This window comes from Rhizobium sp. AC27/96, from assembly GCF_001692325.1.
Lineage (GTDB): Bacteria > Pseudomonadota > Alphaproteobacteria > Rhizobiales > Rhizobiaceae > Rhizobium.
This window is the reverse complement of record NZ_LXKN01000018.1, coordinates 571,403-597,518: the sequence shown is the minus strand read 5'-3', so window position 1 is coordinate 597,518 and position 26,116 is coordinate 571,403. Positions and strand designations below refer to the sequence as shown.

Below are 26,116 nucleotides of genomic sequence, written 5' to 3'. Positions count from 1 at the left end.
GCAGACATGCGTATTTCAAGCCGGCGCCTAGGCGTGTATGCGGTGGCTTTGGCCTTCGCGATCGTCGTGAACTTCATTCTTCCCCGGCTTATGCCGGGGAGTCCCGTCGACGCCATGGTGGCCCAGCTCGGGCCACGGGCAACGCCTGCCGCCGTCGAGGCGATCAAGGCGCGCTTCGGCGAGATCGATCAGCCGATCATGATGCAGTTCGTCGATTATCTCAAAGGCCTCGCAACGCTCGATCTTGGCGTTTCGGTCAAATACTATCCCCAGACTGTGGTGCAGGTGTTAAGCCGCGCCACGCTCTGGACGATCTTCCTGGTGGTAACGGCGATCATCTTTTCGCTGTGCGTCGGCGTCGTGCTCGGCGCGATCTCCGCCTGGCGTCGCGGCGGGCGGTTCGACACTGTCGTATCGCCTCTCGCCGTCATCATGTTCTCGATCCCGCCCGTCATCATCGCCCTGACGATCCTCTTCATCTTTGCGGTATCGCTGCGCTGGTTCCCCGTGGGTTATGCCTATGATCCCAATCTCGATCCGGGGTTCAACTTCACCTTCTTCAGCAGCGTGTTCATGCACGCCATACTGCCGGTCCTCACGCTCTCGCCATTTCTCATCGGCGAGTTCCAGACGACGATGCGCTCCTCGATGATCGTCGTGCTGGGTGAGGATTACGTCACCATGGGGCGGGCGAAGGGGCTGAGCAACCTCGCCGTCATGTTCAGCTATGGCGCCCGAAATGCCTTGCTGCCCGTATTGACCAACCTGGCGCTGATGCTCGGCGCTGTCTTCGGCGGGTCGATCGTCACGGAGATCGTCTTCAATTATCCGGGCCTTGGCCTGACGCTGTTCACCGCCAGTGTTGCCCGCGATTACCCCGTCATTCAGGGGCAATTGCTCCTGATGACCATGGCGACCCTCATAGCGAATTTCATGGTCGACATCATCTACGGCCTGGTCGATCCGAGATTGCGGGAGGGCAGATAATGGGCTTCGCGTTGAAATCAATTTTTAGCCAGAAGAAGGCCCTCGTCGGCTTCATCATTGTTGCTGCATTGTGCCTGATGGCAATCTTTGCGCCGATCATTGCCCCGGGCGAGCCTGGTGCACGTGTCGGTCGTTCGCACCAGGCGCCATCGGTCGAGCATGTCTTCGGCACCACCAAGATGGGCCGCGACGTCTATCGTCAGTTCGTCTGGGGCGCAAGAAGCTCGCTCTCCGTAGGCTTCGCGACCGGCATCGCCATTACGGTCATTGGAACTGCAATCGGTCTGATCGCGGGTTATGCCGGCGGCAAGACGGATGCGGTGCTCGATCTTGCGACCAACGCAGTGCTCGTCATACCGAACATGCCGCTTCTCATTCTGCTTGCCTCCTTTTCGGGGACGGTCGGGCCGATGACTATCATGACGATCATCGCCCTGACTTCATGGCCATGGGGTGCGCGCATGACCCGATCTCAGACGATGGCGTTGCGCAATCGCGATTTCGTCACCGCGGCCAAGATGATCGGCGAGCCGGCCTGGCGCATCATCTTCGTGGAGATTTTGCCCAACCTGACGCCGCTGATCGGCATCAACCTCGTCGGCAGCATCATCTATGCCATCGTCGCACAGACCACGCTTGAATATCTCGGCTTCGGCGATCCGCTGAGGGTCACCTGGGGCACCATGCTCTATAATGCGCAGAATGCTTCGGCCATCATGGTCGGCGCGTGGTGGGATATTGCAGTTCCGGCCGCCGGTATCGCCCTTACGGGCCTCGGCCTTGCGCTGATCAACTTCACCTTCGACGAAATCGCCAATCCGCAATTGCGCTCAGGCCCGGCACTGACCCGGTGGTTCCGCCTGACCCGCGCCCGCAACCGCATGATGAGGGCTGGCCAATGAGCGACAATCTGCTTGAGATTGAAAACCTGAACATCGACTATCTGGTCGACAAGGGCGACTTCCGTGCGGTGAAGAATGTTTCATTCAACATCGGTCGCGGCGAGATTTTCGGTCTCGCCGGTGAGTCCGGTTGCGGCAAGAGCACGATTGCCTATGCCATCACCCGCCTCTCCAAGGCGCCGGCATGGATCAGCGGCGGCAGCATCCGTCTGGATGGGCAGGATCTGCTGCGGATGCCGGAAAGCGAACTGCAAAAGATCCGCTGGAAGCGGATCGGCATGGTGTTCCAGAGCGCCATGAATTCGCTCAATCCGCTGATGCGGGTGGAAGCGCAGTTTCATGATGTGCTTCATCGCCATACCGGCTGCTCCAAACAGGAATCCCGCGCCCGCGCCGAGGAAATGTTCAAGCTGGTCGGCATTCCCACGCATCGCGTCAGCGACTATCCGCACCAGTTTTCCGGCGGCATGCGCCAGCGCATCGTCATCGCCATCTGCCTGGCGCTCAGACCCGAACTCATCATCATGGACGAGCCGACGACCGCACTCGACGTCGTCGTCCAGCGCGAGATCCTGGAGCAGGTCCTCGACCTCCAGCAGACCTATGGTTTCTCGGTGCTGTTCATCACCCATGACCTGCATCTGATGGCGCAGCTTTGCGGGCGCATCGGTGTCATGCTGAAGGGCGAACTCGTCGAAGTCGGCGACGTGGCACAGGTCAGCCAATCGCCCGTTCACGACTATACGCGCAAGCTCTGGAACGCCATTCCCCAGCTTCCAGCCAGCGCACACTTTTCCGGAGCTTTGGCATGAAACCGCAGATACAGGCAGTCGCTGCCGAACCCGTTATCCGGCTTGAGGATGTTCAGCGCCATTTCGGTTCGGTCCATGCGCTGAAGAGCGTCTCCTTTTCCCTGTTTGCCGGGCGCGCTCTGGCGCTGGTCGGCGAATCCGGCTGCGGCAAGACCACATGCGCCCGCATTATCGCCCGGCTCGACAGGTCGAGCGCCGGTAAGCTTTTCTTTCGCGGACAGGATCGCACCGCGCGCGCCACAGGCAAGGAAGAGCGGATGTACCGCAAGGACGTCCAGATGGTATTCCAGGATCCGTTCTCCTCGCTCAACCCGGCCTTTACGGTCAATCATCATATCGCTCGTCCGCTGCAGCTCCATGGCGAAGACAAGTCGAAGGCCGAGCGCGATGATCAGATATCCAAGCTGCTTGAGAGCGTTGGCCTCGATCCTGCCCTGACACGTCAGAAATTTCCGCATGAACTGTCAGGTGGCCAGCGCCAGCGCGTCAACATCGCCCGTGCATTGGCGGTTTCACCCAGCGTTCTGGTGGCCGACGAGCCGACCTCGATGCTTGATGTTTCGATCCGCAAGGACATCCTGGATCTGCTGGCGCGGGTGAAGCGGGAGAACGACCTCGCCATGCTCTACATCACACACGATATCGCCACGGCTGCCCATGTTGCCGAGGAGATTGTCGTGATGTTTGCCGGTCAGATGGTGGAGTGGGGCGATACCAACGCCGTGCTCGCCGCCCCGAAGCATCCCTATACCCAGCTCCTGCTCTCCGCCATTCCGGATGGCGGCCGCAGGTTCGTCACAGGCGGCAGCGCCCGCTTTCTCGAGCAGGCGGAGAAGATCCGCTCGCTCAGCCGGCCGATTTCGACCGTGGTGGAACAGCTCGGCGACAATCATTTCATGCGTGCGCTCGTCGCATCGAACTAAAAGGACTTCATCGTGGATTATCTGGTCAATCTATCGACCTTGCCAGTGGATACGCAGTCGCCCGAGCGGATGGCGAAGGCGGGTGTCACCATCAGAAGGGCATTGCCGCCGGAACTGAGACTTATCGTCGGCTGGGTCAGCAAGCATTTCAGCGAGGGATGGGCAAGCGAGACGACGGTGGCGATGACGCGCCAGCCGCCGACCTGCTTCATCGCCACGCGCAATCAGGAACTGGTCGGCTTTGCCTGCCATGAGGCGACTGCACGCGGCTTCTTCGGCCCGACCGGTGTCGACGAAAGCGTTCGCGGTCTCGGCATCGGCCGTGCGCTGCTGTTTGCCTGCCTCAACGACCACAAGGCGATGGGCTACGCCTATACCGTCATCGGTGATGTCGGCCCTTCGGAATTCTACGAGAAGACGGTTGGCGCGATACAGATCCCCAATTCCGCGCCCGGTATCTATGCCGGACTGCTCAAGCTTTGAACGATCCTTCAGATAAAGAGAGAATGCTAATGTCGACCCCGCGATCCCTAGCTTTGCGGCTTGAAACAACCTGGAATCCCCCCGCCGACGGCAAGGATTTTTCCTATGTGCTGCGGCTGAAAAACCTTTCGTCTGATGCGCTTTCGGACTTCTCGCTCTGCGTCAGCGGTCCCGGCCGTGTCGACCCCGCTGGCGTTGTCGATGGCGCGACGGTGACCAAGCGGCTGTCCAACTTCACTGAATTCCAGCCACCGGAAGGTTTCGTGTTGGCTGGCGGCGAAACCTGGACCATCACCGTTCGTGCGCTGAGCTGGCAGTTTCGCCACTGGAATGACGGTGCCAATAGCGCCTATCTGGCATTGGCCGATGGCGGGACGGTTTCACTTGGCACGGAGCCGACACGCACATCGTCAAGCAATGCGCCGTTGAAGCGCGGCGCGGAAATCTACCCTGTACCGGCCAATCCGCCGGTGCCGCTGTCGATCATTCCCTGGCCGAACCGCGTGGCCGTTTCCGCCCGTCGCCCGCTGCCGGCAGGCTTTGCCCTGAAGGCCACCGCGCCGGAAGCGCAGGCTGCTGCCGCAAGTTTCACCGCGCTTGTCGAGCATCTTTTCTCGGCTGAAGGTCTCATCCGTTCCGAGGCGGAAGGGGCTGTGCCCGTCGAGTTGCGCCAGGTAGCCGGTCTCGGTGCAGAGGCCTATAGGCTTGTCTTCTCGTCTGAAGCCATCACGGTCGAAGCGAGCGCACAGACCGGTTTCGTCTATGGCCTCGTGACCATTGGGCAGATCTGGCGCGGCGCGCGTCTGCACCCGCAGGCATTCCATTTCCCGGCGGGTGGCGAGATCGTCGACGAGCCCGCAATGAGCTGGCGTGGCCTGCATCTGGATGTCGCACGCCAGTTCTATGGCACTGCCGAGATCAAGAAGCTGATGGCGGTGCTTGCCTGGAACAAGCTCAACCGCTTCCATTGGCATCTGTCGGACGATGAATCCTGGCGTGTCGAAATCGACGCCTATCCGGCGCTGACGGAGATCGGCGCATGGCGCGGCCATGGTCTGCCGCTGCCGCCGCTGCTCGGTTCCAGCCCGGCTCGCACTGGCGGCTACTATACCAAGGCAGCCGTGCGCGACATTGTCAGCTATGCCAAGGGTTTCGGCATCGAGGTGCTGCCCGAGATTGATATCCCAGGCCATTGCTACGCCATGCTGCAGGCAATTCCCGAACTTCGCGATCCGAATGAAGCCGGCAGCTATTACTCGGTTCAGGGTTTCCCTGATAACTGCATCAACCCGGCGCGCGAAAAGACCTATGAGGTCATCGAGACGATCCTCTCCGAATTGATCGAACTCTTCCCGTTCAAGACGATCCACATCGGCGCCGACGAGGTTCCGCTCGGCGCATGGTCCGGTTCGCCGGAGGCCCTGGCGCGACTGCGCGAACTCGCCGGCGACGAGGTTGCGGAAGCACATGCCAAGCGGTTGAACGTCATCACCAACACGCATGGTGCCGACGATATTCACGGCTCCGGCGCGGCCTATCTGCAGGCGGAATTCCTGGAGCGCATCCAGGCCTTTCTCGCCTCAAAGGGCTGTATAACGGGCGGTTGGGAAGAGGCGGCTCATGGCGACAGGATCGACAAGGACAAGAGCTATCTCTGCAGTTGGCGCAATGTCGAAGTCGCGGCCGAACTTGCCGGTCGCGGATACGAGATCGTGGTTTGCCCGGGACAGGTCTATTACCTCGATATGGCGATGCGCCCGGATTGGGACGAACCCGGTGCGAGCTGGGCGGGCCACTCGGATCCGGAGAAACTCTACAACTTCGATCCCATCGGTGGCTGGACGGACGTCCAGAAGGAAAAGCTTCGCGGCATTCAGGCCTGCATCTGGTCGGAGTCGATGACGGACCGCGCCATCTTCGACCGGCTAGTCTTCCCTCGTCTCTCGGCGCTTGCCGAAACGGGCTGGACGAAGCCATCGGCAAAATCCTGGGAGCGGTTCAAGGCGCTTGTCGGCACGATGCCGCTGCTATACGGCCTGCATCAATTCTGACAGCTTGATGCGTGACCCTCGGGCGCGGCTTAGGTGCCGCGCCCGATTGCGTTTGATGGCATCGGCTGTCGTTACAGTTGCTGGGCAGCGCGATGGAGGATCGGCTTTTGCAGGACATCGAATTGCGGGTTCGTTTCCGAAAAGATCGGTAGTGCGGCGGCGCCGAGAATGGCCGTGTCCTTGCCGGAAGCGCCGATCATCAGGCGCGGGATCGTGCGCTCTTCCGACGGGTTCACCGGAATATGCAATGGCTCCACACGCGCTGCGAGCCGTGTCATCAAGGCCGTTGGCGCACTGCCGCCAAGCACGATCGTCTGTGGATCGAAGGCAAGCTCGAGAAAATCGATCGTCTGGCGCAGCGGCTGGGCCGCCTGCTCGACCCAGGTCTCCAGCCCCTGGTGATTGGCTGCGATCATCACATCGAGATCGTCGGGCGAAAGCTCCTGGGCGTTCTCGATGCCAAGATATTCATAGGCGACGGATGGCGACACATAACGATCGAGGCAGCCGCGCTTACCGCAGGTGCACAGCCGGCCATGTGGCTCGACGATGATATGGCCAATTTCGCCGGCATTGGCGCGGCTGCCCTTGTAGAGATGGCCGTCCAGGAACATGCCGGCGCCGATGCCGCCATCGCCCGCGAGAAAAAGATAGACGAAGCTTCCGAGGCCGCGGGCAACGCCATATAACCGCTCGCCGATCGCCGCAGCCGTTGCATCGTTTTCAACGAGCACAGGCACGCCGATACGTCGCTCCAATTCGCTGGCGACGGGAAAGTCCTGCCAGCCGGGCAGATTGAGCGGGCTGAGCGATGTAACGCCGCCATCCGCATAGCGCCCCGGCAAGGCAATGCCGGCGCCGAGCAACCGGTCGCGATCGAAGGAGAAGGCGTCCTGCAAATCCCGGACGATGGTGGCAAGGACGGGCATAGCTTCGGTCGGCCCGGGTCTGTCGACATGTCGTTCGATGCGGGCGCAAACCGTGCCGGACAGATCGGTCAGCACGCCGATCGCCCTCTGCCGGCCGAGTTCCAGACCGATGGAGTAGGCCCCGTTCGGATTGATGGTGTAGGGAATGATCGGCTGGCCGCGGGCAATCCTCTGCGCTTCCATCGGGATCAGCAGGTGTGAACGCGCGAGTTCCTCGACGATGTTCGAAACTGTTTGCGTGGTCAGCGCCGTTATGCGGGCGATCGCTGCCCGTGACATCGGCCCGTTGGTGCGGATGGCCTCGATCACGACACGCCTGTTATGCGATTTGGCCTGTTCGAGATTCGTGCCTGAAATTGTCTTCATGAGATGATTGGAAATTTCTGGATCAGCGTTCGTTAGCGTTGTTGCTTGTCACGGCTGCTGCTGCGTGACGGAGAGGGCGAGGCGCAAATTACCGTTGTTCGCCGGGTATTTGGGTACTTTCCATCCTTTTGTTCAACGGTTCAAGATGTGAGGGATCAATAGGCCAAAGGCTGGTGCCTTTTAGGCCCTTTTTCCGCTGCTTAGGTGAGTGCGCACGCCTTTACTATGAAGATTGTTAGGTTAGACTCCGGTTACCTCGGCTTTTGCGGAGGATAGCCCCTGGAGGATTTCGATGATCAGACTGCTCGGACTTGCGATTTTTTCTACCTGCCTTGCCACCGGAGCCATGGCCGCGGACGCCACCTGCAAGGCGCAGGCAGCCGACAAGAAGTTGGCGGGAGCTGCCTTGACGAGCTTCACCAATAAATGCGCGAAGGATGCGGCAGCGTCTTGCGATGCGCAGGCCGCTACCAAGAAACTTGCCGGTGCAGCCAAGACGAGCTTCGTCAAGAAGTGCAACGCCGATGCCGTCGGCGGTTGATCGCTGATATCAAGCTTTCGAGCGATTATCTCGAGTGCGCTGAGCGCAGGTTAGATAGTTGATTGTTACGATCGAGACGTAGCGATACGAATTGCCGTGTCGCTGCGTTTTGTACCCACATCGCCACGGCAATTTCCGCCTTGATTGGAGCCGGTTTCGTTATTGTTTCCGATAGGTGCCCTGCATGGTCACGCCATCGGCGAAATCGCACACTCCTGCGTGCGTAACCCGCCATGTTTGGGCGTTGAGCCGTTCGAAGCCGATGGAGCAATTGTCGACGGAAAGCTTGCCATGCCCGCCCTTTAGCGGAATGATACCATTGATGCTGCCGGCGTCGACATCGCCTGCATCGGCGCCGCCGGGACCGACATGGGTCGCGGTCAACAGGATTGCCGTGAGGCCGCCGACCGGGCCGAATATGGATAGATTGCCTTCGTCGCCCTTGCCGCCTTCGGCCAGAAAATTGGTGGAGACGCTTTGTCCGCCCTTTGTCGCCTGAAGATACCCGATCTGATTGTCATAGGCCTGCCGGATGCATGCCGCATCGTGGCATGATTGCACGGATTTGATCCAGCGTTGCTGCCGTCCTTCGATGGTGTTGGCATCATCGCTTTTGCGCGCGGCGGTGTAGAGATCGCTGGTCATCGCATCCCGTATTCGCAGCGATTGATCCCCGCAGATCATGCGGTCGCTTTCCGTGGAAGGCTTTTTGCAATCAATGCCCGCAGCCGAAACCGGCATTGCAAACAGGTTAGCTGCCAGCATCGCCATGGCGAATTTCGAAATAGTCATGGGGTCCTCCGTCCGCAATCATCCCTGCTAATTATGCCGCACCTCGTCGTCGTAAAGGCCTCGCAGCGCATATGGCAATGCGAGGGATTTGATCCGCGCCGCATTTGAAGATTGCGAGGAGGGACCTAGTTTTGCTGATCAAGGTAATTTGCAGATCGGCGGAGGAGTGGGGTGAAGGGCGAAACACAATTGTCTGGCAGGGTCACGTTCCTGGTCGTCGGATCGGTTTTTCTTGCCGTCACCATCGGAATGGCGGCATTGGGAATCCACCTTTACAGAACAAACGCCACGGCAACCGCTATGGCGGCTTGCGTGGTTTTTGCATGGGGCTTCGGCAGCATGGTCGTCGCCATGATGCTCGTGATGCTGACCTCGGGGAGGCAGACCAAAGGCAAGGTCGGTGTCAGGAGAGGCAGGGTTTCTATCCGGCTCAACAACGGATCGCCAGGCTCAAGCGGCCATATTACCGGCGGCGGTGTCGAAGCCGAGGGTGAAGCGGGAACGCGCATCACCAGCACGCTCCCGTCCATCTTTCTAATGCTATCCTCGGTCGGATTGGCCCTGCTTGGCCTCTTCCTGTTCGGCCATCACCGGCTCGATGTGATCGGCTCCGGCATGTTCATCGTCTTTGTGATCTACATCGCGAACTGGAGCAGACTGGCCTGGCCGCGCAAGGCATCTGGTGCAACGGCCAACAAAAGCGCGAAATGACAAAATGCCTTTGGTACGCCTATGCGGCGTCTCGCTGGTTCTTTTGCCCCATACTATCGATGCTGCCTGGACCCAAGGCTTCGAGATCGGCCCGATAGGCAAACAATTTGCGGCCCATCCTTATGCCGAGTGGCAGCAACAGGGGCAGAAGCAGGTCTCGCAGCAACAGCCCGAGCCGAGTGGACTTACGCTTCCTTGATGCGTTCTGCCTGGTAAGCTTTACGACGCGCTCGATCCTTGGGCGCCGCAATGCTTCATAGCGGGCGAAGGCGTCGCTGTGGTCGATCGTTTCGGCCAGGCATGACGACAGGACGAGCGCATCTTCTATCGCCATCGAGGCTCCCTGTCCGGCGTGCGGGCCTATCGCATGGGCAGCATCCCCGAGCAGAACCACGCGCCCTTTCGACCAGGCCGGAAGCGGTGGCATGTCGAAAATCGGATAACTGCGTTCGACCCTCTCAACTTCCTGCAGGATCACCGCATTGGGAAACGGATCCTCGGCATGCATCTCGCGAATGCGGTCCGCCAAGGCATGGGGATCCATTCCGCGCACCATATCGGGGGTATCCGCGGCGAAGGAGTTGAACCAGTAAACCGGATGCGATGCCGTCTTGATGTAACCGAAGAAGGCTTTCTCACCGAATGTCATGCGCATCAGGCCATCCGTTGCCGGTATATCGGCATCCACAATGCCGCCGGCGCCGATCAGGCCGGTAAAGTGCGGGGCCGGGAAGTCCGGGAACACCTGCGAACGGACCTGCGAGCGCAGACCATCGGCGGCGACGAGAAGGCCCACCGAAACGCTGGCCGCATCCGGAAAACTTAGCGAAACGGAATGGATACGGCTCTCGACGCCGGAAACGCGTCGGTCGAATTGCACGGCGATCCCGCGTGCTTCGCATTGCTCGATCAGTATCCGGGTCAGTGTTCCCCGCTTGACCGTGACGGACGGGGCGCCGAACGTCGACCGATGGTCGCTCTGGTCCACGAGAGCCAGCCTGCGGCCGCGCGCATTGCAAAGCTCGATGGCTTTGGTCTCCAGCCCCGCGCGCAGGACTTCATCACAGCAATCCACGGCCCGAAGCCCGTTCATTCCGTTGGGCGCGAGCGTCAGGAATTCGCCTTCGGAAAGAGCGGCTTCCCGCGAGCGGGCCTCGAACAGGATCGGACGAAAACCCAGCTTTGCCAGCCGCAAAGCGAGCACCAGCCCGCCGATGCCGGCACCGCAAATGCCGATCGTCAATTCTTGGCTATTTGTATCGGGAGTTGCAGCACCGTCCGTCATAGGGCACATTGTTTCTTCCTTCTAATTGTTAGATAGGTGAATTATTCGATGATCGAACAAAAGTCAAATGAGGAGTCGCAGCGCCTTGCCGAGGAGATCGGTTTCGCCTGCATGCGATGGCAGGAAGCGGTGGAGGCCTTCGATGAAACCTTCGGCAAGCTTTACGGGTTGAATAGCGCCGAGCGCCAATGCCTGAGTGTCATCATGAGAGCGCCACAACCGGCGAACGCCGTCGCCAAGGCCATCGGCCTTGCACCTCCATCGGTGACAGCGTTGATCGATCGCCTCACGGCGCGCGATCTTGTTCATCGCGTCGCCGATCCGAAAGACCGGCGCAAGATCCTGGTCGCTCCCTCGGAGAAGGCCGTAAAGCTCGGCAGGGAAATTTACGGTCCGATCCATGAGGCTGGCATGCGGATGCTTGGGCAGTTTTCAGAAGCGGAAAAGCAGGTCGTCCTGCGATTTCTGACGCAAGCGATAGAGATGCAGGAGCACGAACTCGAACGGTTGCAGGAGAGGGGAGCGAGCTGATCCCATCGGGTCGGAAGGGCGTTTAGTGGATACTGTCGCAGCCGAGGACATTCCTTTACCATCGGGTGTTATGATCGAAGACAGGTTCAAATTCGAAAGGCAAATACCGGGATAAGATGCTGAGCGCGGAAATCGTCGCATTTCTCCAAGCATATCCGATGGCGGCGCTTGTAGTTGACGCCGCTGGTGTCGTTGTCTTTGCGAATGCGGGGGCCTGTGATCTCTTTGCGTTTGGCGAAGTGCCTCCCGATCTCGCTATCTCGGCTCTGCTGCCGGACTGGCCATTACAGGCCACAGTATCCCACGCGCTTGTCGTCGCAGCCGGTGGCGATCGGCGAAACTGCCAGGTCAAGGTGACGACATGGCGTTCGGCATCCGATGAGCTGACCGCAATTCTCATCGAGCCGGAGAGCCAGGAGCGCCAGGCGGCTGTCGCGGCACGAGACGCCAATTTGCGCCTGCGCTATGTCATCGAGATGCTGCCGGAAGCCGTGTGCGTCTTCGATGCGAACGACCGCTATGTCCTATGGAACGAGAAATATGCGGAGCTCTATCCGGATATTGCCGACCATCTGAAGCCGGGGACTGCTTTCGAAGATATATTGAAGATCAGCCTCGCAAGCGGCCGTATGCCGGAAGTCGTCGGAGACAAGGATATCTGGCTGCGGCAGCGCATGCGAAAGTTTCGCCAGCCGGTTTCCCAGGAAGAGCAGCAACTGCGCGACGGACGATGGCTTCGGCATGACGACCGGCGCACGCCGGATGGTGGCGCCATCGGCATGCGGATAGACATCAGCGAGCTGAAGCAGCGCGAGGAATGGCTGAGCCAGCTTTTCGACGCCAATCCGATGCCGATGCTCCTGTGCGATGGCACCAGCCTCGATATCCTCCAGGCCAACCGGGCAGCATTGGACTTCTACGGTTTTGATGCGGCAACACTGCTTTCATCCAAGGCGTGCGGCATGCATGTCGAGAGCGAGGCCGACCGTTTCGCAGCTGCACTTCTTGAGCTCGAAGGTGATTGCGAGGCCAGAACCGTTTGGCGGCAGAGAATAGCCGATGGTTCGGAGCGCCATGTGCTCGTCTATGTTCGGCTGCTCCACGAGGGGCTGGAGCGCCGCCTGCTGCTGACGATCGCCGATGTCAGCGACCGAATTCTCGCCGAGGCCGAAGCCAACCGTCTGGCCGCACACGATATGCTGACCGGATTGCCGAACCGGATGTGTTTTTACAAGGCCCTCGGCGAAGCTCTGAAGACGAGTGGGGGAAAAGGCGTCGCCGTCTTCTGTCTCGACCTCGATGGGTTCAAGCCGGTCAACGACACGTTTGGGCATGCCGCTGGTGATGAGGTTCTCAAGATGGTCGCAGAGCGGTTGCGCGGCGCGGCGAGGGAACACATGGTCGCCCGGTTGGGCGGCGACGAATTCGCCATCCTGATGGAAGCAGCCGATGGAAATATCGGTGATGTCGCGCGCGGTTGCATCGCCGCCTTCAAGTCCTCTTTCTTCATCGGGGGCGTGGCGGTGGATATCGGCATCAGCATCGGCGTCTCGTCGTCGCCGGAGGACGGTCAGAGCGGGGAGGCACTCGTTCAGGAGGCCGACCGCGCCCTTTATCAGGCAAAAGCCAGCGGCCGGAATACCTGGCGGATGGCCGCCAGCGTCCGTCGTCGTCAGGCCGTCTCGAGGCGTATGAAGTAATGGGCCGGCGCCGCATGGCGGTGCATATTCCCAGCTCTTGAACTTGGTTCGTCGCCTCCTCATCTGAATATCAATTGTTTCAATCTGTCGAACTGACAGCCTCTCGCTTTTCACAGTAGCTGCCGGTCCTCGTAGCGACGCGCCCGCGTCGGAGGAGTTTCTATGGGATTCATTGATCGCGACATCCAGCCGTCACCCGATGCCGGGCTGCTGGATGCCTATTCCCAATCGGTATCTGGTGCCGTCGATATCGTTGGTCCGGCCGTGAGCCGGATCGAGCGCTTGGGCGGCCGTGCCGGGCATGGTTCCGGCTTCGCCATCTCGCCGGATGGCCTCGTCGTCACCAACAACCATGTGGTCGACGATGCCAAGACGGTCCGCATCAAGACGCCGGAAGGGGCAACCGTCGAGGGCAGGGTGCTTGGCCGTGATCCGGACACCGATCTTGCGCTAATCCGCGCCAATGACTGGCCCGGCGCATGGGCCCGGCTCGGCGATTCCAAGACGTTGAAGCGCGGCCATATTGCCATCGCCATCGGCAACCCGCTCGGCTTCGAATGGACAGTTACGGCGGGCATCGTATCCGCGCTCGGCAGGTCGATGCGCGCCGCGAGCGGCCGGCTGATGGATGACATCATCCAGACGGATGCGGCGCTCAATCCGGGTAATTCCGGCGGGCCGCTGGTATCGTCGGCGGGCGAGGTGATCGGCGTCAATACGGCGGTTATCCAGGGCGCCCAGAGCATCGCCTTCTCGGTCGCCTCGAACACGGCCAGGCATGTCGTGTCCGAAATCCTGCGCTTCGGTCATGTCCGGCGTGCCTATATCGGCATCGCCGCCGACACTGTCGAGTTGCAGCGACGCATTGCGCTTGAGGCCGGCGTCACGCATTCAACCGCAGTGCGTCTGCGCCGCGTCGAAAAGGATAGCCCGGCGGAAAAGGCTGGCCTGCAGGAAGGCGACTATCTGCTCGCCATCGAGGGCCACGCCGTCTCGGGCATAGACGATGTTGTCAGGCTTCTGGACGGCGACAAGATCGATACCGAAATCGAGGTTCTGATCTTCAGCGTCGCCGGGCTGATCGAGCGACGGCAAGTGAAGCCGTCGGCTCGTCCTGCGATCTAGGGCACCTCCAGGAAAAGTGCGTAGCGGCTTTCCGTCCGGAATGCGTCAGGAAACAAAAAGATGGAGCATTTCCGGTTTACCTGGAAATGCTCCGAGCCTGCCGGTCGCTAGCCTCTGCCGACCAATGGCATTTTGGTTGCCATGACGGTCATCGACAGCACATTGGCATCAAGCGGCAGGGTGGCCATATAGACGACGGCGCGGGCGACATGTTCGGCCGAGATCGTCGGCTCGGCAGCCACCTCTCCGTTTGCCTGCAGCACGCCGGCGCTCATCCTTGCGGTCATGTCGGTCGCGGCATTGCCAATATCGATCTGGCCGCAGGCTATGTCGAAGGGACGGCCGTCGAGCGCCGTCGATTTCGTGAGACCAGTGATGGCATGCTTCGTCGCCGTATAGGGTGCCGAATGTGGCCTCGGCGTCGTTGCCGAAATCGAGCCGTTGTTGATGATGCGGCCACCGTGCGGCACCTGGCTCTTCATCAGCCGGAAGGCCTGCTGCGTGCAGAGGAAGGCGCCGGTGAGGTTCGCGCCGAGGATGGCGTTCCACTGTTCGAAGCTCAGTTCCTCCATCGGTACGGCCGGAAGGCCCATGCCGGCATTGTTGACCAGCAGATCGAGGCGGCCGTATCGGCTGGTGATGGCATCAAAGAGGGCGCGGACCGAGTCGGGATCGCTGACATCGGCGGCAACCGCGAAAAATTCCGCGCCGGTCTCTTCGGAAAGCTCTTTGGCGGATGTTTCAAGCACATCCGCACGGCGTCCTGAGATCACGACCTTGAAGCCGGCCACTCCAAGCGCTTTTGCCATGGCGCGCCCAAGGCCCGTGCCGCCACCTGTTACCAGCGCTATTCCAGTTTGTGTTTTAGCCAAACCTTCGCTCATGCAAGCCTCCCGCCCAATTCGTCCTCGATATGCACCTGCAGGATCTCGTCGAAGCTCTGTTCCGCCTTGAAGCCGAGGTCACGCGCGCGCTCTGCATCGAACCGCTGCGCCCAGCCGGTAACGATCTTCTCGATCACCGGATCAGTCTCCCGCCGGATGAGGGCGACCGCCTTGTCGCCGGCCACCCGCCGCAGCGCGTCGATCTCGTCGGAAACGACGGCCGAAAGCCCGGGCATGGTGAGATTGCGTCGCGGCCCGATCTTCGCGGTGTCGAGCGTCGCGGCATGCACGAAGAAGCCGACCGCAGAGCGCGGGCTGGCAAACCAGTGCCGCACCGTGTCGCTGACCGGCAGGATCGCTTCCTTGCCGATCAACGGTTCGCGCAGGATATTCGAGAAGAAGCCAGAGGCCGCCTTGTTCGGAGCGCCCGGCCGCACGCAGATGGTCGGCAACCTGATGCCGATGCCATCGAAAATGCCGCGTCTCGAATAATCGGAGAGCAGAAGTTCTGTGATTGCCTTTTGCGTACCGTAGCTGGTGAGCGGCGCAGTCAGGAACTCGTCGCCGATAATCTCGGGGAAGGGCGTACCGAACACCGCGAGGGATGATGCAAAGATGACGCGTGGCGTATAGGCAGCCGCCAGACCTTGTTGCCGGATCGCCTCGAACAGCGCCCGTGTTCCGTCAAGATTGACCGTATAGCCCTTGTCGAAATCCGCTTCCGCTTCGCCTGAAACAACGGCGGCCAGATGAAAGATGAGGTCGGGACGTTCTTCGATGAGCTTATCCGCGACGCCGGCATTGGCGAGGTCGACGGTGACAGCCTTCGAGATGTCTCTGAGAGCTTCCGGTATGGGCGATTGAAAAGCATCCGCGAGAGTAAGTCGATCGATCGACTGTCCGAGCGCCTTCGGTTCACTGGCGATCCGTTCAACAAGCTTGCGGCCGACCATGCCGGCGGCCCCCAAAATCAACACATGCATTTCGGCTTTTCCTCCTCAAGGAATCGGTATCGGTCTTCAATGTGGTTCGCCGTCTCCGCGCCGGGTCGAAAACGATCAAATGGTTCAGCTGCGATATGCCTGCAGCCAGCCCAGTCCAGCCTCCGTCGTCGTGGCGGGTCGATATTCGGCTCCGATGGGCCTGTCATAGCCAAGCTTTTCGATGAAGCGGAAAATGTGACGATAGTCGATTTCGCCGTGATCCGGTTCGCGCCGGTCGGGGACAGATGCGATTTGGATATGGCCGATGGCGCCCAGAAGTGCTTCGAGCTTCTGGGTCAGGTCGCCCTGCATGATCTGGATGTGATAGCAGTCGAACATCAGCTTGATGTTCCCTGCGCCAACCGCAGATATGATGTCGAGCGCCTGATCGGTCGTCTGTAGAAAATATCCCGGCGCATCGCGGCTGTTCAGCGGCTCGATCAGCACCGTAATGCCCACCTCGCTGGCCCGCCCGCAGGCATGGCGCAGATTGGCGATGAAGGTGGCGCGCGCTTCCTCGCCACGGCTCTTTCCTGCCATCACATGGACATTCTGCGCGCCGATCTCCGCGGCATAGTCGATTGCCTGGTCGATCGCGCGGCGTGCCTCGTCCTCTCGCCCCGACAAGGCCGCCAACCCATTGTCGCCGGCCTGGACATTGCCACGGCTGGTATTGAGGCCAAGCATGGAAAGGCCTGTTTCGGCGAGCGCCTGCCGCACGACCTCAACTGGTGTGTCATAGGGATAATGGCATTCCACCGCATCGAAGCCGGCGGCCTTGGCGGCCCGGATCGCGTCGGGAAGCGAAAGCTCCTGCCAGAGAAAGCCGAGATTGGCGGAAAAGTGCAGCATGTTCAGTCCCACTCCACATCATAGGTGCGAACCAGATCGGCGATCTGGGCATCCGTCAGCAGGGAAGGGTTGGCCCCGCGCGTCAGAATGGCCAGCTTTGCCGTCTCTTCCAGTTCCTCGATCGCATACACCGCTGCTTCCAGATCCTTAGCCGAGACGACTGGTCCGTGCGCCGCCAGCATGACGGCGCTGCGTTTGCCGGCAAGGCCGCGGATCGCATCGCCCATGGCCGGGTCTCCCGGCATGAAATAGGGCAGAAGTTTCACCTTGCCGAGCTTCATGATCGAATAGGCTGTCAATGGCGGCAGCATATTGTCGCTGTCGACATCAGGCAGAACAGACAGTGCGACCGAATGGCTGGAATGCAGATGCACGATGGCTCCGGTCTTGTCCGGTCGCGTCTCGTAGAAAGCGGCGTGCAGCGGCATTTCCTTCGTCGGCTTGTCTCCGCCGATCAGGCGCAAATCATGGTCAAACAGCGAAAGCCGTGCCGGGTCCAGCCGTCCGAAGGAACTGCCTGTCGGCGTAACCAGCAGGCGTCCATCGCTGAGGCGCGCGGAGATATTTCCGGACGAGCCGGCGGTAAGGCCCCGATCGTAAAGCGACTTGGCCATCTGGCATATCTGCTCGCGCAGGCTGGCTTCTTCGCTCATGCTTCCTCCAGCCGCGCAAAGGCATCCGTGAAGAAGGTCTCGCTGCCGAAATTGCCTGATTTCAGAGCGAGCGCGATCATCTCGCCATCCACCTCCGTGAAAGTCCAGGGTACGCCTGGGGCTATTTCCGGGCCGATGGTAAGATGGGTGATCCCGAGCGCCTGCGTGATCGCCCCCGATGTCTCGCCGCCGGCGACGACGAAACGGCGAATTCCCCGTTGAAAAGCCTCGCGGGCGATCTCCGACAACGCTTCCTCGACAACCTGGCCTGCCTCCTCGCGTCCCAATCGTTCCTGCGCCTGGTGCACGTCAGCGGGCTCTGCTGTGGCGTAGATGATCTTGCCGGTGTCGGCTGGCTGCTGCCTCAGCCACAGGCATGCGGCTGCAGAACCCTGTTTGGAAAGGTTGATGGGGTCAAGCTTGAGGCCGGCGCTATGTGCTGTGTAATCCGCCACCTGCCTGCGTGTCATCGCGGAGCAGCTTCCAGACAGGACGATTTGGCCACCCCCAACATGTGGCAAGAGCTTGTGAGTGTCAGGCGCTGTTGCGAGGCCCTGTTCGACGTACAATCGCGGCAGCTGGCCGGCGATGGCGCTGCCGCCGGTCAGAAGCGGCATATCCACCGTCGCGGCGGCAATGGTGCGTAGATCGTCGTCACAAATGGCATCGACGATGACATGCTGCACATCGTCTTCCTTGAACCGCTCCAGCCTCGCCTTTAGGGCTGCCGGGCCTTCCGACACCACGACGCGACTGGCAAGGCCGACTTTGCCGCGCACCTGTGGCGACAGCAGTCGCACCAGGCTGGAATCGCGCATCGGCGTCAGTGGGTGGTCCTTCATCGGGCTTTCGGCAAGAAGCTGCTCGCCGACAAAAAGGTGGCCCATGAATATGTTGCGGCCGTTTTCGGGGAAGGCCGGGCAATAGATCGTTTGCTCCGCGCCAGTCTGCGCCATCAGCATTTCTGCGATCGGCCCGATATTGCCCTCCGATGTGCTGTCGAAGGTCGAGCAGTATTTCCAGAAGAAGCGCGTCGCTCCGGCGTCTTTCAGCCAGTCCAGCGCCTGGCGCGCTTGCTCGACGGCGCTCTGGACCGGCGATGTCCGGCATTTCAGGGCGATGACTTCGATGACGGATGCATCGCTCTCGTCTCGTTTCGTCGGCGGCACGCCGATCCGCAGCGATACGGGTAGACCGCTGCGCGACAGGAGGGCAGCGAGATCCGTGGCCCCGGTAAAATCGTCGGCAATGCAGCCGAGGAGGAGGGCCATAAGCTATTCCTCCATGCCGGGAAGGGTGGCGCCGCTCTTGCGAGCAAGGATCTTGGCGACGGCGGCGTCATCCTCCTGGCCAAGGCCCGCCTCCGACGCCTCGACGAAAAGGTTGAGCGCGGAGGCCGCAAGCGGTGTGATCGCCCCTGCCTTTTCGGCTTCGGACGCGACGATACCGAGATCCTTGACGAAAATGTTGACTGCCGAACGTGGCGCATAATCGCCGGAAACAATGTGCTCACCGCGGTTCTCGAACATCCATGAGGAGCCTGCGGAAACGCGGATCACGTCATAAAGCGTCTTCAGGTCGATGCCGGCCTTGGCGGCAAGTGTCATCGCCTCGGCCGTCGCGGCGATATGGACGCCGGCGAGAAGCTGGTTGATCATCTTCACCTGGGAACCTGCGCCGGGACGATCCCCCAGCCGGAACACCTTGGCCGAGATGGCATCGAGGGCGGCAGAAGCCCGATCGAAGGCCTCTTGCGAGCCGGATGCCATGACAGTGATTTCGCCGGCCAGCGCGCGAACATGGCCGCCGGAAACCGGCGCATCGATGACGAGCATGCCCGCTGTCTCAAGTCTTTCGGCAATATCGGTGGTGGCGCTCGGCGCCATGGTGGAGCAGAGCAGAAACACGGTGCCAGGCTTTGCCGTCTCCAGTGCGCCGTTCGGACCGAATACGACGTCTTCAACCTGCTTGCTGTTGATGACGTAGACAAGGATGACATCGGCGGTTTCGGCAGCCAGTGCCGGCGTTGTGCAAGCGTCCCCGCCGGCTTCCGTGAAGCGTGCGAGGGCATCGCTGCGAATATCACATCCCCGCACCGCGAAGCCTGCCTTGAGAAGGGACAGGGCTGCGCCCCAGCCCATCGATCCCAAGCCGATGACGGCTGCCTTCTTCGTTTCCTGCACGATGTTACCTCTGTAATTTAGGCCATGTTACCGGTACCGGTATCGTTAACATGGCCAATTTCTCCTGTATCTGTCAATAGCGCCAGTTTTCCTTTTCCCGGAAATATCCTATGAGGAAGAGCGACGCCGGCCGGAGTCGCTGCCAATGTCGAGGGTCGCCGGGGAATGCGCAAACCCACTCTGGAAGAAGTCGCGATCGAGGCTGGGGTCAGCAAGATGACCGCCTCGCGCGCCCTTCGCCGTGCCGGCGATGTGTCAAGCGAAACCCGCGACAGGGTGCTGGAGGTGGCGAGGCGGCTCAGCTATGTCGGCAACCGGCTGGCGCTCTCGCTTTCCTCGCAGCGCACCAACCTCGTCGCCGTGGTCGTGCCCAGCATGTCGAATATCGTCTTTCCGGAGGTGCTGGCCGGCATCTCCGCCGGCCTCGATGGCTCGGGCATGCAGGCCGTATTCGGTATTTGCGACTATGATGTTGCCAAGGAGCGCGCCATCATCCGCGATATGCTTTCCTGGCAGCCCTGCGCCATCATCGTAACCGGCCTCGACCAGCCGGAGGAAACGGTGAAATTGCTGAAGCACGCAGACATCCCGGTCATCCAGCTTATGGATCTCGATGGCACGCCAATCGATTTCAATGTCGGGTTGTCGCATGGCGAGGCCGGTGCCGATATGGCAAGGGCGCTGATCGCGGCCGGCCGCCGGCGGTTCGGCTATGTCGGCAGCGCGCTGGATAAGGATTTGCGCGCGGGCAAGCGCAAGGCCGGTTTCGAGCGCGTGTTGCGCGAGCACGGCCTGCATTTCGTGGAACAGGCGATCGATGATGCCTTTTCCTCGATCGCGCTTGGAAAGCGTCTGACGATTGCCATGCTTGCTGCCGTTCCCGATCTTGACTGCATCTATTATTCCAACGACGACATGGCGAGCGGCGGATTGTTCGCGTGCATGGAACTGAGGGTCGCAGTCCCCGAGAAGATCCTGATCGCTGGATTTAACGGATTGGATCTCGTCAACTCTCTCCCGTCGCAGATTGCGACCTCGCGCTCGCCAAGGCGAGCCATCGGCGAGGTAGCCGCACAACTGGTGCGACAGGCTGTGGCGGGTGAGCACGAGGCGGGGCAGCGAACCGTCAGGTTCAAGCCGATCATTACGGGAATTGCTGATTACGACGACGTTGTTGATGCTTCTTAACCCTCCCAGGGTGTCGCCTTGATAGCGCGAGGCTGAGCCGTAAGCCTTGTCAATGCATAGTTGAGACCAATATCCCATTCGTTCATTGCCCGAATTCTGGGGTGACGGTCACATTGTCCGGTGTGTACAGAGGGCAATTTCGTCATGGCGATCCTCTGACCGTCATCTGGTTCGGCGCAGCGGTCTTTTCCAGAGAAAGGGATCCAAGAGAATGCGTAGCCCCCAGCATGTGATTTTCGCGTTTACGGTCGGTGCCGTAACAATCATCTCGACAAGTGCATGGGCAGCCGGCATCGAAAACATCGTGATTTCGGCCAAGGAGGGTTCCAAAGCCGTTCAAACCAGTTTCGCCGCCGATACCCCGAAGATTTTCGTGTCAGCTCATCTGACCAAGGATGTGCCATCAGGGAGCGACGTGAACATTGCTTGGATCGCTGTTGACACCGGCGGAGCAGCGCCGTCGAATTACAAGATCGATGGCGTCGACCTGCATATTGGCTCCCTGACAAAAAACGTAAAATCTGCGATGACCAGACCAAACAATGGTTGGCCCGTCGGAACCTACAGGATCGAGTTTTCGGTTAACGGCAAAGTGCTGGAATCGGCCGACTTCACTGTCAGGTAAATTTGGCCGATCCGTCGCCTTGGAGAGCCGGTGTTGTCACGCTTGCAGAATATGTCGGCGTGTCAGCTCCTTGAGCATATCCACATCGCGCTTGCCTATCGCGTCGACCATCGATTGATGCTCGCGGCCGGATTGCTCGATGCGGGCGCGGGTACGCCATTGCGAAACCGGCGCCGATGAGGTCCGCTGCCGGATTTCGGTGATCAGGTCGACGAGTTCCTGGTTGCCTGCAAGCGCAAGCAAATGCCGATGAAAGGCGAGATTGGCTTCGTAGAGCTCGAGCATGGTGCCGGTCAGGACAAGTTCGTCGAAGCGCGTGGCCAGCGCGCGCAAGGCGACGATATCGGCCTCGGCTACGTTTGCGATGATGCGGTCGCTGACTGCCGTTTCAAGAATGACGCGGATGTCGCTGACTTCCTGCGCGCGGCGCCCATCCTGCTCGTGGACGTGGTAACCACGGTTGGGGATGTGCTCCACCAGCCGTTTCTGCACCAGCCTGTCCAGCGCCAGCCGCACCTGCGGCCGCGTACAGTGATATCGCCGCTCCAGATCGATCTGCTTCAGCCATGTTCCGGGCGGAAGCCTGCCGGCAAGGATGTCCTGGAGAATGAGCTCGGTCACATCCGGCGCCTCGGCCTCTTGTGCGCGCGCTGTCGCGTCAGCTTCCAGCGAATTCATGCAGCTCTCCCAAGCCTCCCGTTTTTGGCGATGACTATCATGGACCCGGTTCTTGGCCAACGGACCCGTAATCGGTGCCGAAAAAATATCCATGCACATCTCTTGCGCAGTTATTCTAATTGGCACATAAATTGGTACCAATTTGATATCCATTACATGAGGCGGATGCAAGTCCATGCAGAATTCTGATGCGGTATGGGACATTGTCGAGAGAAAACGCGAAGCGTTTTTTGAGCTCAGTGATCGGATCTGGGAAATTCCCGAGACGAATTATCTCGAATACCAATCCGCCGAGGAGCATGCCCGCATGCTCGAGAGCGAAGGCTTTCGGGTTGAGCGTGGGCTCGCCGGTCTGCCGACGGCTGTCATGGGCGAAGCAGGCGAGGGTGGACCGGTCATCGCCATTCTCGGTGAGTTCGATGCCTTGCCGGGACTGAGCCAGGAGGCCGGTATTGCCGAGGAGCGTCCCTTGATCGACGGCGGCAATGGTCACGGTTGTGGCCACAACATGCTCGGCTCCGGATCGATGCTGGCCGCCGCCGCCGTCAAGGATTTCCTCGCCGAAAACGGTCTGAAGGGCAGGGTGCGCTATTATGGCTGCCCCGCCGAAGAGGGCGGTTCCTCCAAGGGCTTCATGGTACGGTCCGGCGTTTTCGATGATGTTGACATCGCGATTTCCTGGCATCCGGCACCTTTCGCCGGCGTCAACAACCCGATCTCGCTTGCTTGCAACGAACTCAACTTCCACTTCTCCGGCCGTGCGTCGCATGCTTCCGCCACGCCTCATCTTGGCCGTAGCGCGCTCGATGCCGTCGAGCTGATGAATGTCGGCGTCAACTACATGCGTGAACACATGCCGTCGTCGGCACGTATTCACTACGCCATTACCGATGCTGGCGGCGGGGCGCCAAACGTCGTGCAGGCGCGTGCGACCGTTCGCTATCTTGTTCGCGCACGGACGCTGCCGGAACTTCTGGTGCTGGTTGCCCGGGTCAAGAAGGTCGCGGAAGGTGCTGCACTGATGACCGAGACGACCGTCCGCAGCGAGATTATCAGCGGCGACGCCAATCTGGTCGGCAACACCCCGCTCGAAGAATGCATGTTCTCGCACCTGGAGCGGCTTGGACCGCCGGTGTTCGATGATGCGGATCGGGAGACCGCCCGCAAATTCCAGCAGACTTTCAGTGCCGAGGATATCGCAGCCTCCTATGGTCGCTTTGCGCTGAAGCCGAAGAAGGGTCAGGCGCTCTGCGAGGAGATTTTTCCGCTGAATGCCGGTGATGGCACGTTGGTCGGCTCCACCGATGTCGGCACTGTGAGCTGGGTCGTGCCAACAGTCCAGATGCGCGGCGCCACCTACGCGATCGGCACGCCGGGGCATTCCTGGCAGCTCGTTGCCCAAGGCAAGCTGCCGGTGGCGCACAAGGGGACCGAGCATGCGGCGAAGGTGATGGCGAGCACTGCCGTCGAGCTTATCCGCAACCCGCAGCTTATCGAGGCGGCCAAGGCCGACCACAAGGCACGGCTCGAAGGAACGCCTTTCGTCAACCCGATCCCGGACGATGTCCAGCCGCCACTTCCGGAGAAGGCCGATGCCTGAGGAGGTCGGGAACTCCAGCAATTCTCAGGCGCAGACGTCGCTCTCTGCGATCGGTAAGAACTGCTGCTCCGGAACGACTTCATGAACCAGCCGGGCTTGTTCGAAATTGCCGGTTTCGGTCCGGACGGCTGGGGTAAAATCCTTCTCGCCGGGGCGTGGATGACCATCCTTATCGCCATGTCCGGCTACGCCGTCGGTGCTTGCATCGGCACTTTCGGTGCCTGGGCGAAGATTGCCGGCAATCGCTTTGCGCGCACGGTTGCCGATGCCTACACGACCGTATTGCGCGGTATTCCCGATCTTCTGGTCATCTATCTCTTCTATTTCGGCGGGAGCGCTGTCGTCACGGCGGTCGGCAAGTTTTTCGGTGCGGATGGCTTTCTCGGTTTTCCCGGCTTTCTTGCAGGCTCGCTGGCCGTTGGCGTCACTTCAGGTGCTCAGTTTACCGAGGTGCTTCGAGGCGGCTTCAAGGCGGTGCATCCGGGTGAAATCGAAGCGGCCATCGCCTGCGGCATGCCGCGCGGGTTGCGGCTGCGCCGTATCATCGCGCCGTTGACGTTGCGGCATGCGCTTCCCGGTCTCGGCAATGTCTGGCAGGTTGTTCTGAAGGAATCGGCGCTGGTGTCCATCACCGGCGTCGCCGAACTGCTGCGCCAAGCCCAGGTCGGTGCCGGCTCGACCGGACTGCCATTCGATTTCTACCTGATTGCCGGCGTCATCTATCTGATGATCTCGACCGTTTCGAGCGTCGTCTTTCAACGGGCCGATCGGCATTTGTCGCGCGGCGCGAGGAGACGCTGATGGATCTGTCCTTCCTCGAAGAAACCTTCGTAAGCCTCATCGGTGCACTCCCCCTGACGATCGAGCTTGCAGCGACGTCGATCTGCCTCGGCATGGTTCTGGCGCTGCTGCTGGCCTTGGCGCGGCTCTCCGGTTTCCTGGTTCTCGATTGGTTTGCGCGCCTCTATGTCTTCGTCTTCCGCGGCACGCCGCTGCTGGTTCAGATCTTCCTGATCTATTACGGGCTTGGCCAGTTTCCAGCCATCCGCCACAGCATCTTCTGGCCGCTCCTGCGCGATCCCTATTGGTGCGCTGTCCTGGCTCTGACCTTGAACACCGCCGCCTATGGCAGCGAGATCATTCGCGGTGGCCTGTTGTCCGTCCCGCACGGGCAGGTTGAGGCGGCCCGTGCCTGCGGCATGCATCGCATCATGCTGTTTCGCCGCATCGTGCTGCCGCTTGCCATCCGCCAGGCCCTGCCGGGCTATGGCAATGAAATGATTTCCATGGTCAAGGCGACCTCGCTTGCCTCCATCATCACGCTGATGGAAGTGACCGGCGTCGCCGCCAAGATCATCTCGGAAACTTACCGTGCGATCGAAGTCTTCGTCGTCTCCGGCGCCATCTATCTTCTCATCAACTTCGTGCTGACGCGTCTCATCCAGTTTGCCGAATACAGGCTGAGCCCGCACCTGCGTCCTGCTCCCTCCAGTATCGGCTCCACTACCGAGGCAATTGCCGCAGGAGACCCGCAATGACGGCCATGCCAATCGCACTTCGCGTGCGCGACATGCACAAGAGCTTCGGACCTGTCGAGGTTCTGAAGGGTATTTCGCTCGATGCTCTGGAAGGGGATGTCGTCTCCATTCTCGGTTCCTCGGGCTCGGGCAAATCGACATTCCTGCGCTGCATCAACCTTCTGGAGACGCCCGATTCCGGCGAGGTCACCGTAGCCGGCGAAACCATCCGCATGCAAAGCAACGGCCGGGGCGTGCATCGCCCGGCAGACGGCAAGCAGGTCGACCGTATTCGTTCGCAGCTTGGCATGGTGTTCCAGAGCTTCAATCTCTGGTCTCACAAGACCATCCTCGAAAACGTCATCGAGGCGCCGATCCACGTTCAGCGCCGTTCGCGAGCTGAATGCATCGAGGAAGCCGAGGCACTCCTAGCCAAGGTCGGCATTGCCGAGAAGCGCAATTTCTATCCGGCGCATCTGTCGGGTGGCCAGCAGCAGCGCGCCGCCATTGCCCGCGCGCTTGCCATGCGCCCGAAGGTGATGCTCTTCGACGAGCCCACTTCGGCGCTCGATCCGGAACTGGTTGGCGAAGTCCTGCGTGTGATGCGCGCACTGGCCGAGGAGGGGCGCACCATGCTCGTCGTCACGCATGAGATGGGCTTTGCACGCGATGTCTCCAGCCGGGTCATCTTCCTGCACAAGGGCGTCGTCGAGGAAGACGGCAAGCCGCAGGACGTCTTTGCCGGCTCGCGTTCAGAGCGCTTCCGCCAGTTCATCAGTCAATGACAGTCAAGCTCAATCAAAAAAAGGGAACCT

General features: G+C 60.6%; 27 protein-coding genes. 17 read left to right on the top strand and 10 right to left on the bottom strand.

Translation table 11 applies throughout. From position 1 onward, the window contains the following. Window positions 1-6: 6 nt before the first annotated feature. From A6U86_RS16400 to A6U86_RS16375, 6 genes are read left to right on the top strand one after another with little or no spacing between them, the layout of a single operon-like run. On the top strand, window positions 7-987 hold the full coding sequence (locus tag A6U86_RS16400) for an ABC transporter permease (RefSeq protein WP_068393173.1): 981 nt from the start codon (window positions 7-9) through the stop codon (window positions 985-987). Continuing rightward, window positions 987-1,889, top strand: coding sequence for an ABC transporter permease (locus tag A6U86_RS16395; RefSeq protein ID WP_068393161.1), 903 nt, complete (start codon window positions 987-989; stop codon window positions 1,887-1,889). The genes A6U86_RS16400 and A6U86_RS16395 overlap by 1 nt, the downstream gene beginning before the upstream one ends. Continuing rightward, window positions 1,886-2,701: an ABC transporter ATP-binding protein gene (locus A6U86_RS16390; RefSeq protein WP_068393158.1), complete on the top strand. Its 816-nt coding sequence runs from the start codon at window positions 1,886-1,888 to the stop codon at window positions 2,699-2,701. The genes A6U86_RS16395 and A6U86_RS16390 overlap by 4 nt, the downstream gene beginning before the upstream one ends. Further along, window positions 2,698-3,624, top strand: a complete 927-nt coding sequence (locus A6U86_RS16385; protein ID WP_068393155.1) for an ABC transporter ATP-binding protein — start codon at window positions 2,698-2,700, stop codon at window positions 3,622-3,624. The genes A6U86_RS16390 and A6U86_RS16385 overlap by 4 nt, the downstream gene beginning before the upstream one ends. Before the next feature lie 12 nt (window positions 3,625-3,636). Next, window positions 3,637-4,107, top strand: a complete 471-nt coding sequence (locus A6U86_RS16380) for a GNAT family N-acetyltransferase (protein ID WP_068393152.1) — start codon at window positions 3,637-3,639, stop codon at window positions 4,105-4,107. 23 nt (window positions 4,108-4,130) lie between these two features. Further along, the gene (locus tag A6U86_RS16375) at window positions 4,131-6,158 is read left to right on the top strand and encodes a beta-N-acetylhexosaminidase (RefSeq protein WP_198929062.1); all 2,028 of its coding nucleotides are present in this window, start codon (window positions 4,131-4,133) and stop codon (window positions 6,156-6,158) included. Window positions 6,159-6,229: 71 nt separating this feature from the next. On the opposite strand, the gene A6U86_RS16370 is transcribed toward A6U86_RS16375, so the two are convergent. Further along, window positions 6,230-7,453, bottom strand: a complete 1,224-nt coding sequence (locus tag A6U86_RS16370) for an ROK family transcriptional regulator (protein WP_068393146.1) — start codon at window positions 7,451-7,453, stop codon at window positions 6,230-6,232. A 292-nt stretch (window positions 7,454-7,745) separates the two neighbouring features. On the opposite strand from A6U86_RS16370, the gene A6U86_RS16365 reads away from it, so the two are divergent. Further along, on the top strand, window positions 7,746-7,994 hold the full coding sequence (locus tag A6U86_RS16365; RefSeq protein WP_068393143.1) for a hypothetical protein: 249 nt from the start codon (window positions 7,746-7,748) through the stop codon (window positions 7,992-7,994). A 159-nt stretch (window positions 7,995-8,153) separates the two neighbouring features. Here the strand turns inward: A6U86_RS16365 and A6U86_RS16360 are convergent, their stop codons facing one another. Then, a complete protein-coding gene (locus A6U86_RS16360) occupies window positions 8,154-8,786 on the bottom strand; it encodes a lysozyme inhibitor LprI family protein (protein WP_068393141.1) in 633 nt (210 codons plus the stop codon). A 171-nt stretch (window positions 8,787-8,957) separates the two neighbouring features. On the opposite strand from A6U86_RS16360, the gene A6U86_RS16355 reads away from it, so the two are divergent. Continuing rightward, on the top strand, window positions 8,958-9,497 hold the full coding sequence (locus A6U86_RS16355; protein ID WP_068393137.1) for a hypothetical protein: 540 nt from the start codon (window positions 8,958-8,960) through the stop codon (window positions 9,495-9,497). Window positions 9,498-9,516: 19 nt separating this feature from the next. On the opposite strand, the gene A6U86_RS16350 is transcribed toward A6U86_RS16355, so the two are convergent. Next, the gene (locus tag A6U86_RS16350) at window positions 9,517-10,791 is read right to left on the bottom strand and encodes an FAD-dependent monooxygenase (RefSeq protein WP_068393134.1); all 1,275 of its coding nucleotides are present in this window, start codon (window positions 10,789-10,791) and stop codon (window positions 9,517-9,519) included. Window positions 10,792-10,830: 39 nt separating this feature from the next. On the opposite strand from A6U86_RS16350, the gene A6U86_RS16345 reads away from it, so the two are divergent. From A6U86_RS16345 to A6U86_RS16335, 3 genes are all read left to right on the top strand, one after another. Continuing rightward, on the top strand, window positions 10,831-11,313 hold the full coding sequence (locus A6U86_RS16345) for a MarR family winged helix-turn-helix transcriptional regulator (RefSeq protein ID WP_068394021.1): 483 nt from the start codon (window positions 10,831-10,833) through the stop codon (window positions 11,311-11,313). A 158-nt stretch (window positions 11,314-11,471) separates the two neighbouring features. Next, complete coding sequence (locus tag A6U86_RS16340; RefSeq protein WP_083196891.1) at window positions 11,472-13,013, top strand: diguanylate cyclase; 1,542 nt, start codon at window positions 11,472-11,474, stop codon at window positions 13,011-13,013. A 162-nt stretch (window positions 13,014-13,175) separates the two neighbouring features. Beyond that, complete coding sequence (locus A6U86_RS16335) at window positions 13,176-14,138, top strand: S1C family serine protease (protein ID WP_068393128.1); 963 nt, start codon at window positions 13,176-13,178, stop codon at window positions 14,136-14,138. 107 nt (window positions 14,139-14,245) lie between these two features. Here A6U86_RS16335 and A6U86_RS16330 read toward each other — a convergent pair whose 3' ends face one another. The 6 genes from A6U86_RS16330 to ltnD all read right to left on the bottom strand — a co-directional run bounded on the left by A6U86_RS16330 (window position 14,246) and on the right by ltnD (window position 19,693). Continuing rightward, complete coding sequence (locus tag A6U86_RS16330) at window positions 14,246-15,022, bottom strand: SDR family oxidoreductase (RefSeq protein ID WP_068393126.1); 777 nt, start codon at window positions 15,020-15,022, stop codon at window positions 14,246-14,248. After that, window positions 15,019-16,005 (bottom strand): D-erythronate dehydrogenase, encoded by a 987-nt coding sequence (gene denD / locus A6U86_RS16325; protein WP_068393123.1) that lies wholly within the window; start codon window positions 16,003-16,005, stop codon window positions 15,019-15,021. The genes A6U86_RS16330 and denD overlap by 4 nt, the downstream gene beginning before the upstream one ends. Before the next feature lie 84 nt (window positions 16,006-16,089). Next, window positions 16,090-16,857 carry a hydroxypyruvate isomerase family protein gene (locus A6U86_RS16320; protein ID WP_083196854.1) on the bottom strand — a complete coding sequence of 256 codons (768 nt, stop codon included), beginning with the start codon at window positions 16,855-16,857 and terminating at the stop codon, window positions 16,090-16,092. A 2-nt stretch (window positions 16,858-16,859) separates the two neighbouring features. Next, a complete protein-coding gene (gene otnC, locus A6U86_RS16315; protein WP_068393120.1) occupies window positions 16,860-17,510 on the bottom strand; it encodes a 3-oxo-tetronate 4-phosphate decarboxylase in 651 nt (216 codons plus the stop codon). Next, entirely contained in the window at window positions 17,507-18,781 is a 1,275-nt protein-coding gene (otnK, locus tag A6U86_RS16310) for a 3-oxo-tetronate kinase (protein ID WP_068393117.1), read from the bottom strand. The genes otnC and otnK overlap by 4 nt, the downstream gene beginning before the upstream one ends. A 3-nt stretch (window positions 18,782-18,784) precedes the next feature. Further along, window positions 18,785-19,693: an L-threonate dehydrogenase gene (gene ltnD, locus A6U86_RS16305; RefSeq protein ID WP_068393113.1), complete on the bottom strand. Its 909-nt coding sequence runs from the start codon at window positions 19,691-19,693 to the stop codon at window positions 18,785-18,787. Between the two features lie 165 nt (window positions 19,694-19,858). Here ltnD and A6U86_RS16300 point away from each other — a divergent pair, with 165 nt between their 5' ends. Next, window positions 19,859-20,881 carry a LacI family DNA-binding transcriptional regulator gene (locus A6U86_RS16300; protein WP_068393110.1) on the top strand — a complete coding sequence of 341 codons (1,023 nt, stop codon included), beginning with the start codon at window positions 19,859-19,861 and terminating at the stop codon, window positions 20,879-20,881. A 211-nt stretch (window positions 20,882-21,092) separates the two neighbouring features. After that, entirely contained in the window at window positions 21,093-21,506 is a 414-nt protein-coding gene (locus A6U86_RS16295; RefSeq protein ID WP_068393107.1) for a hypothetical protein, read from the top strand. Between the two features lie 36 nt (window positions 21,507-21,542). On the opposite strand, the gene A6U86_RS16290 is transcribed toward A6U86_RS16295, so the two are convergent. Continuing rightward, window positions 21,543-22,184, bottom strand: coding sequence for a GntR family transcriptional regulator (locus A6U86_RS16290; protein WP_068393105.1), 642 nt, complete (start codon window positions 22,182-22,184; stop codon window positions 21,543-21,545). Window positions 22,185-22,359: 175 nt separating this feature from the next. Between A6U86_RS16290 and A6U86_RS16285 the strand changes: the two genes are divergently transcribed. The 4 genes from A6U86_RS16285 to A6U86_RS16270 all read left to right on the top strand — a co-directional run bounded on the left by A6U86_RS16285 (window position 22,360) and on the right by A6U86_RS16270 (window position 26,086). Next, window positions 22,360-23,784 carry a M20 family metallopeptidase gene (locus A6U86_RS16285; protein ID WP_068393102.1) on the top strand — a complete coding sequence of 475 codons (1,425 nt, stop codon included), beginning with the start codon at window positions 22,360-22,362 and terminating at the stop codon, window positions 23,782-23,784. Window positions 23,785-23,865: 81 nt separating this feature from the next. Beyond that, window positions 23,866-24,585, top strand: coding sequence for an ABC transporter permease (locus A6U86_RS16280; protein WP_068393099.1), 720 nt, complete (start codon window positions 23,866-23,868; stop codon window positions 24,583-24,585). Continuing rightward, window positions 24,585-25,322, top strand: coding sequence for an ABC transporter permease (locus A6U86_RS16275; RefSeq protein ID WP_068393096.1), 738 nt, complete (start codon window positions 24,585-24,587; stop codon window positions 25,320-25,322). The genes A6U86_RS16280 and A6U86_RS16275 overlap by 1 nt, the downstream gene beginning before the upstream one ends. Then, window positions 25,319-26,086, top strand: coding sequence for an ABC transporter ATP-binding protein (locus tag A6U86_RS16270; RefSeq protein WP_068393093.1), 768 nt, complete (start codon window positions 25,319-25,321; stop codon window positions 26,084-26,086). Before A6U86_RS16275 ends, A6U86_RS16270 begins: the two co-directional genes overlap by 4 nt. The last annotated feature ends 30 nt before the right edge of the window (window positions 26,087-26,116 follow it).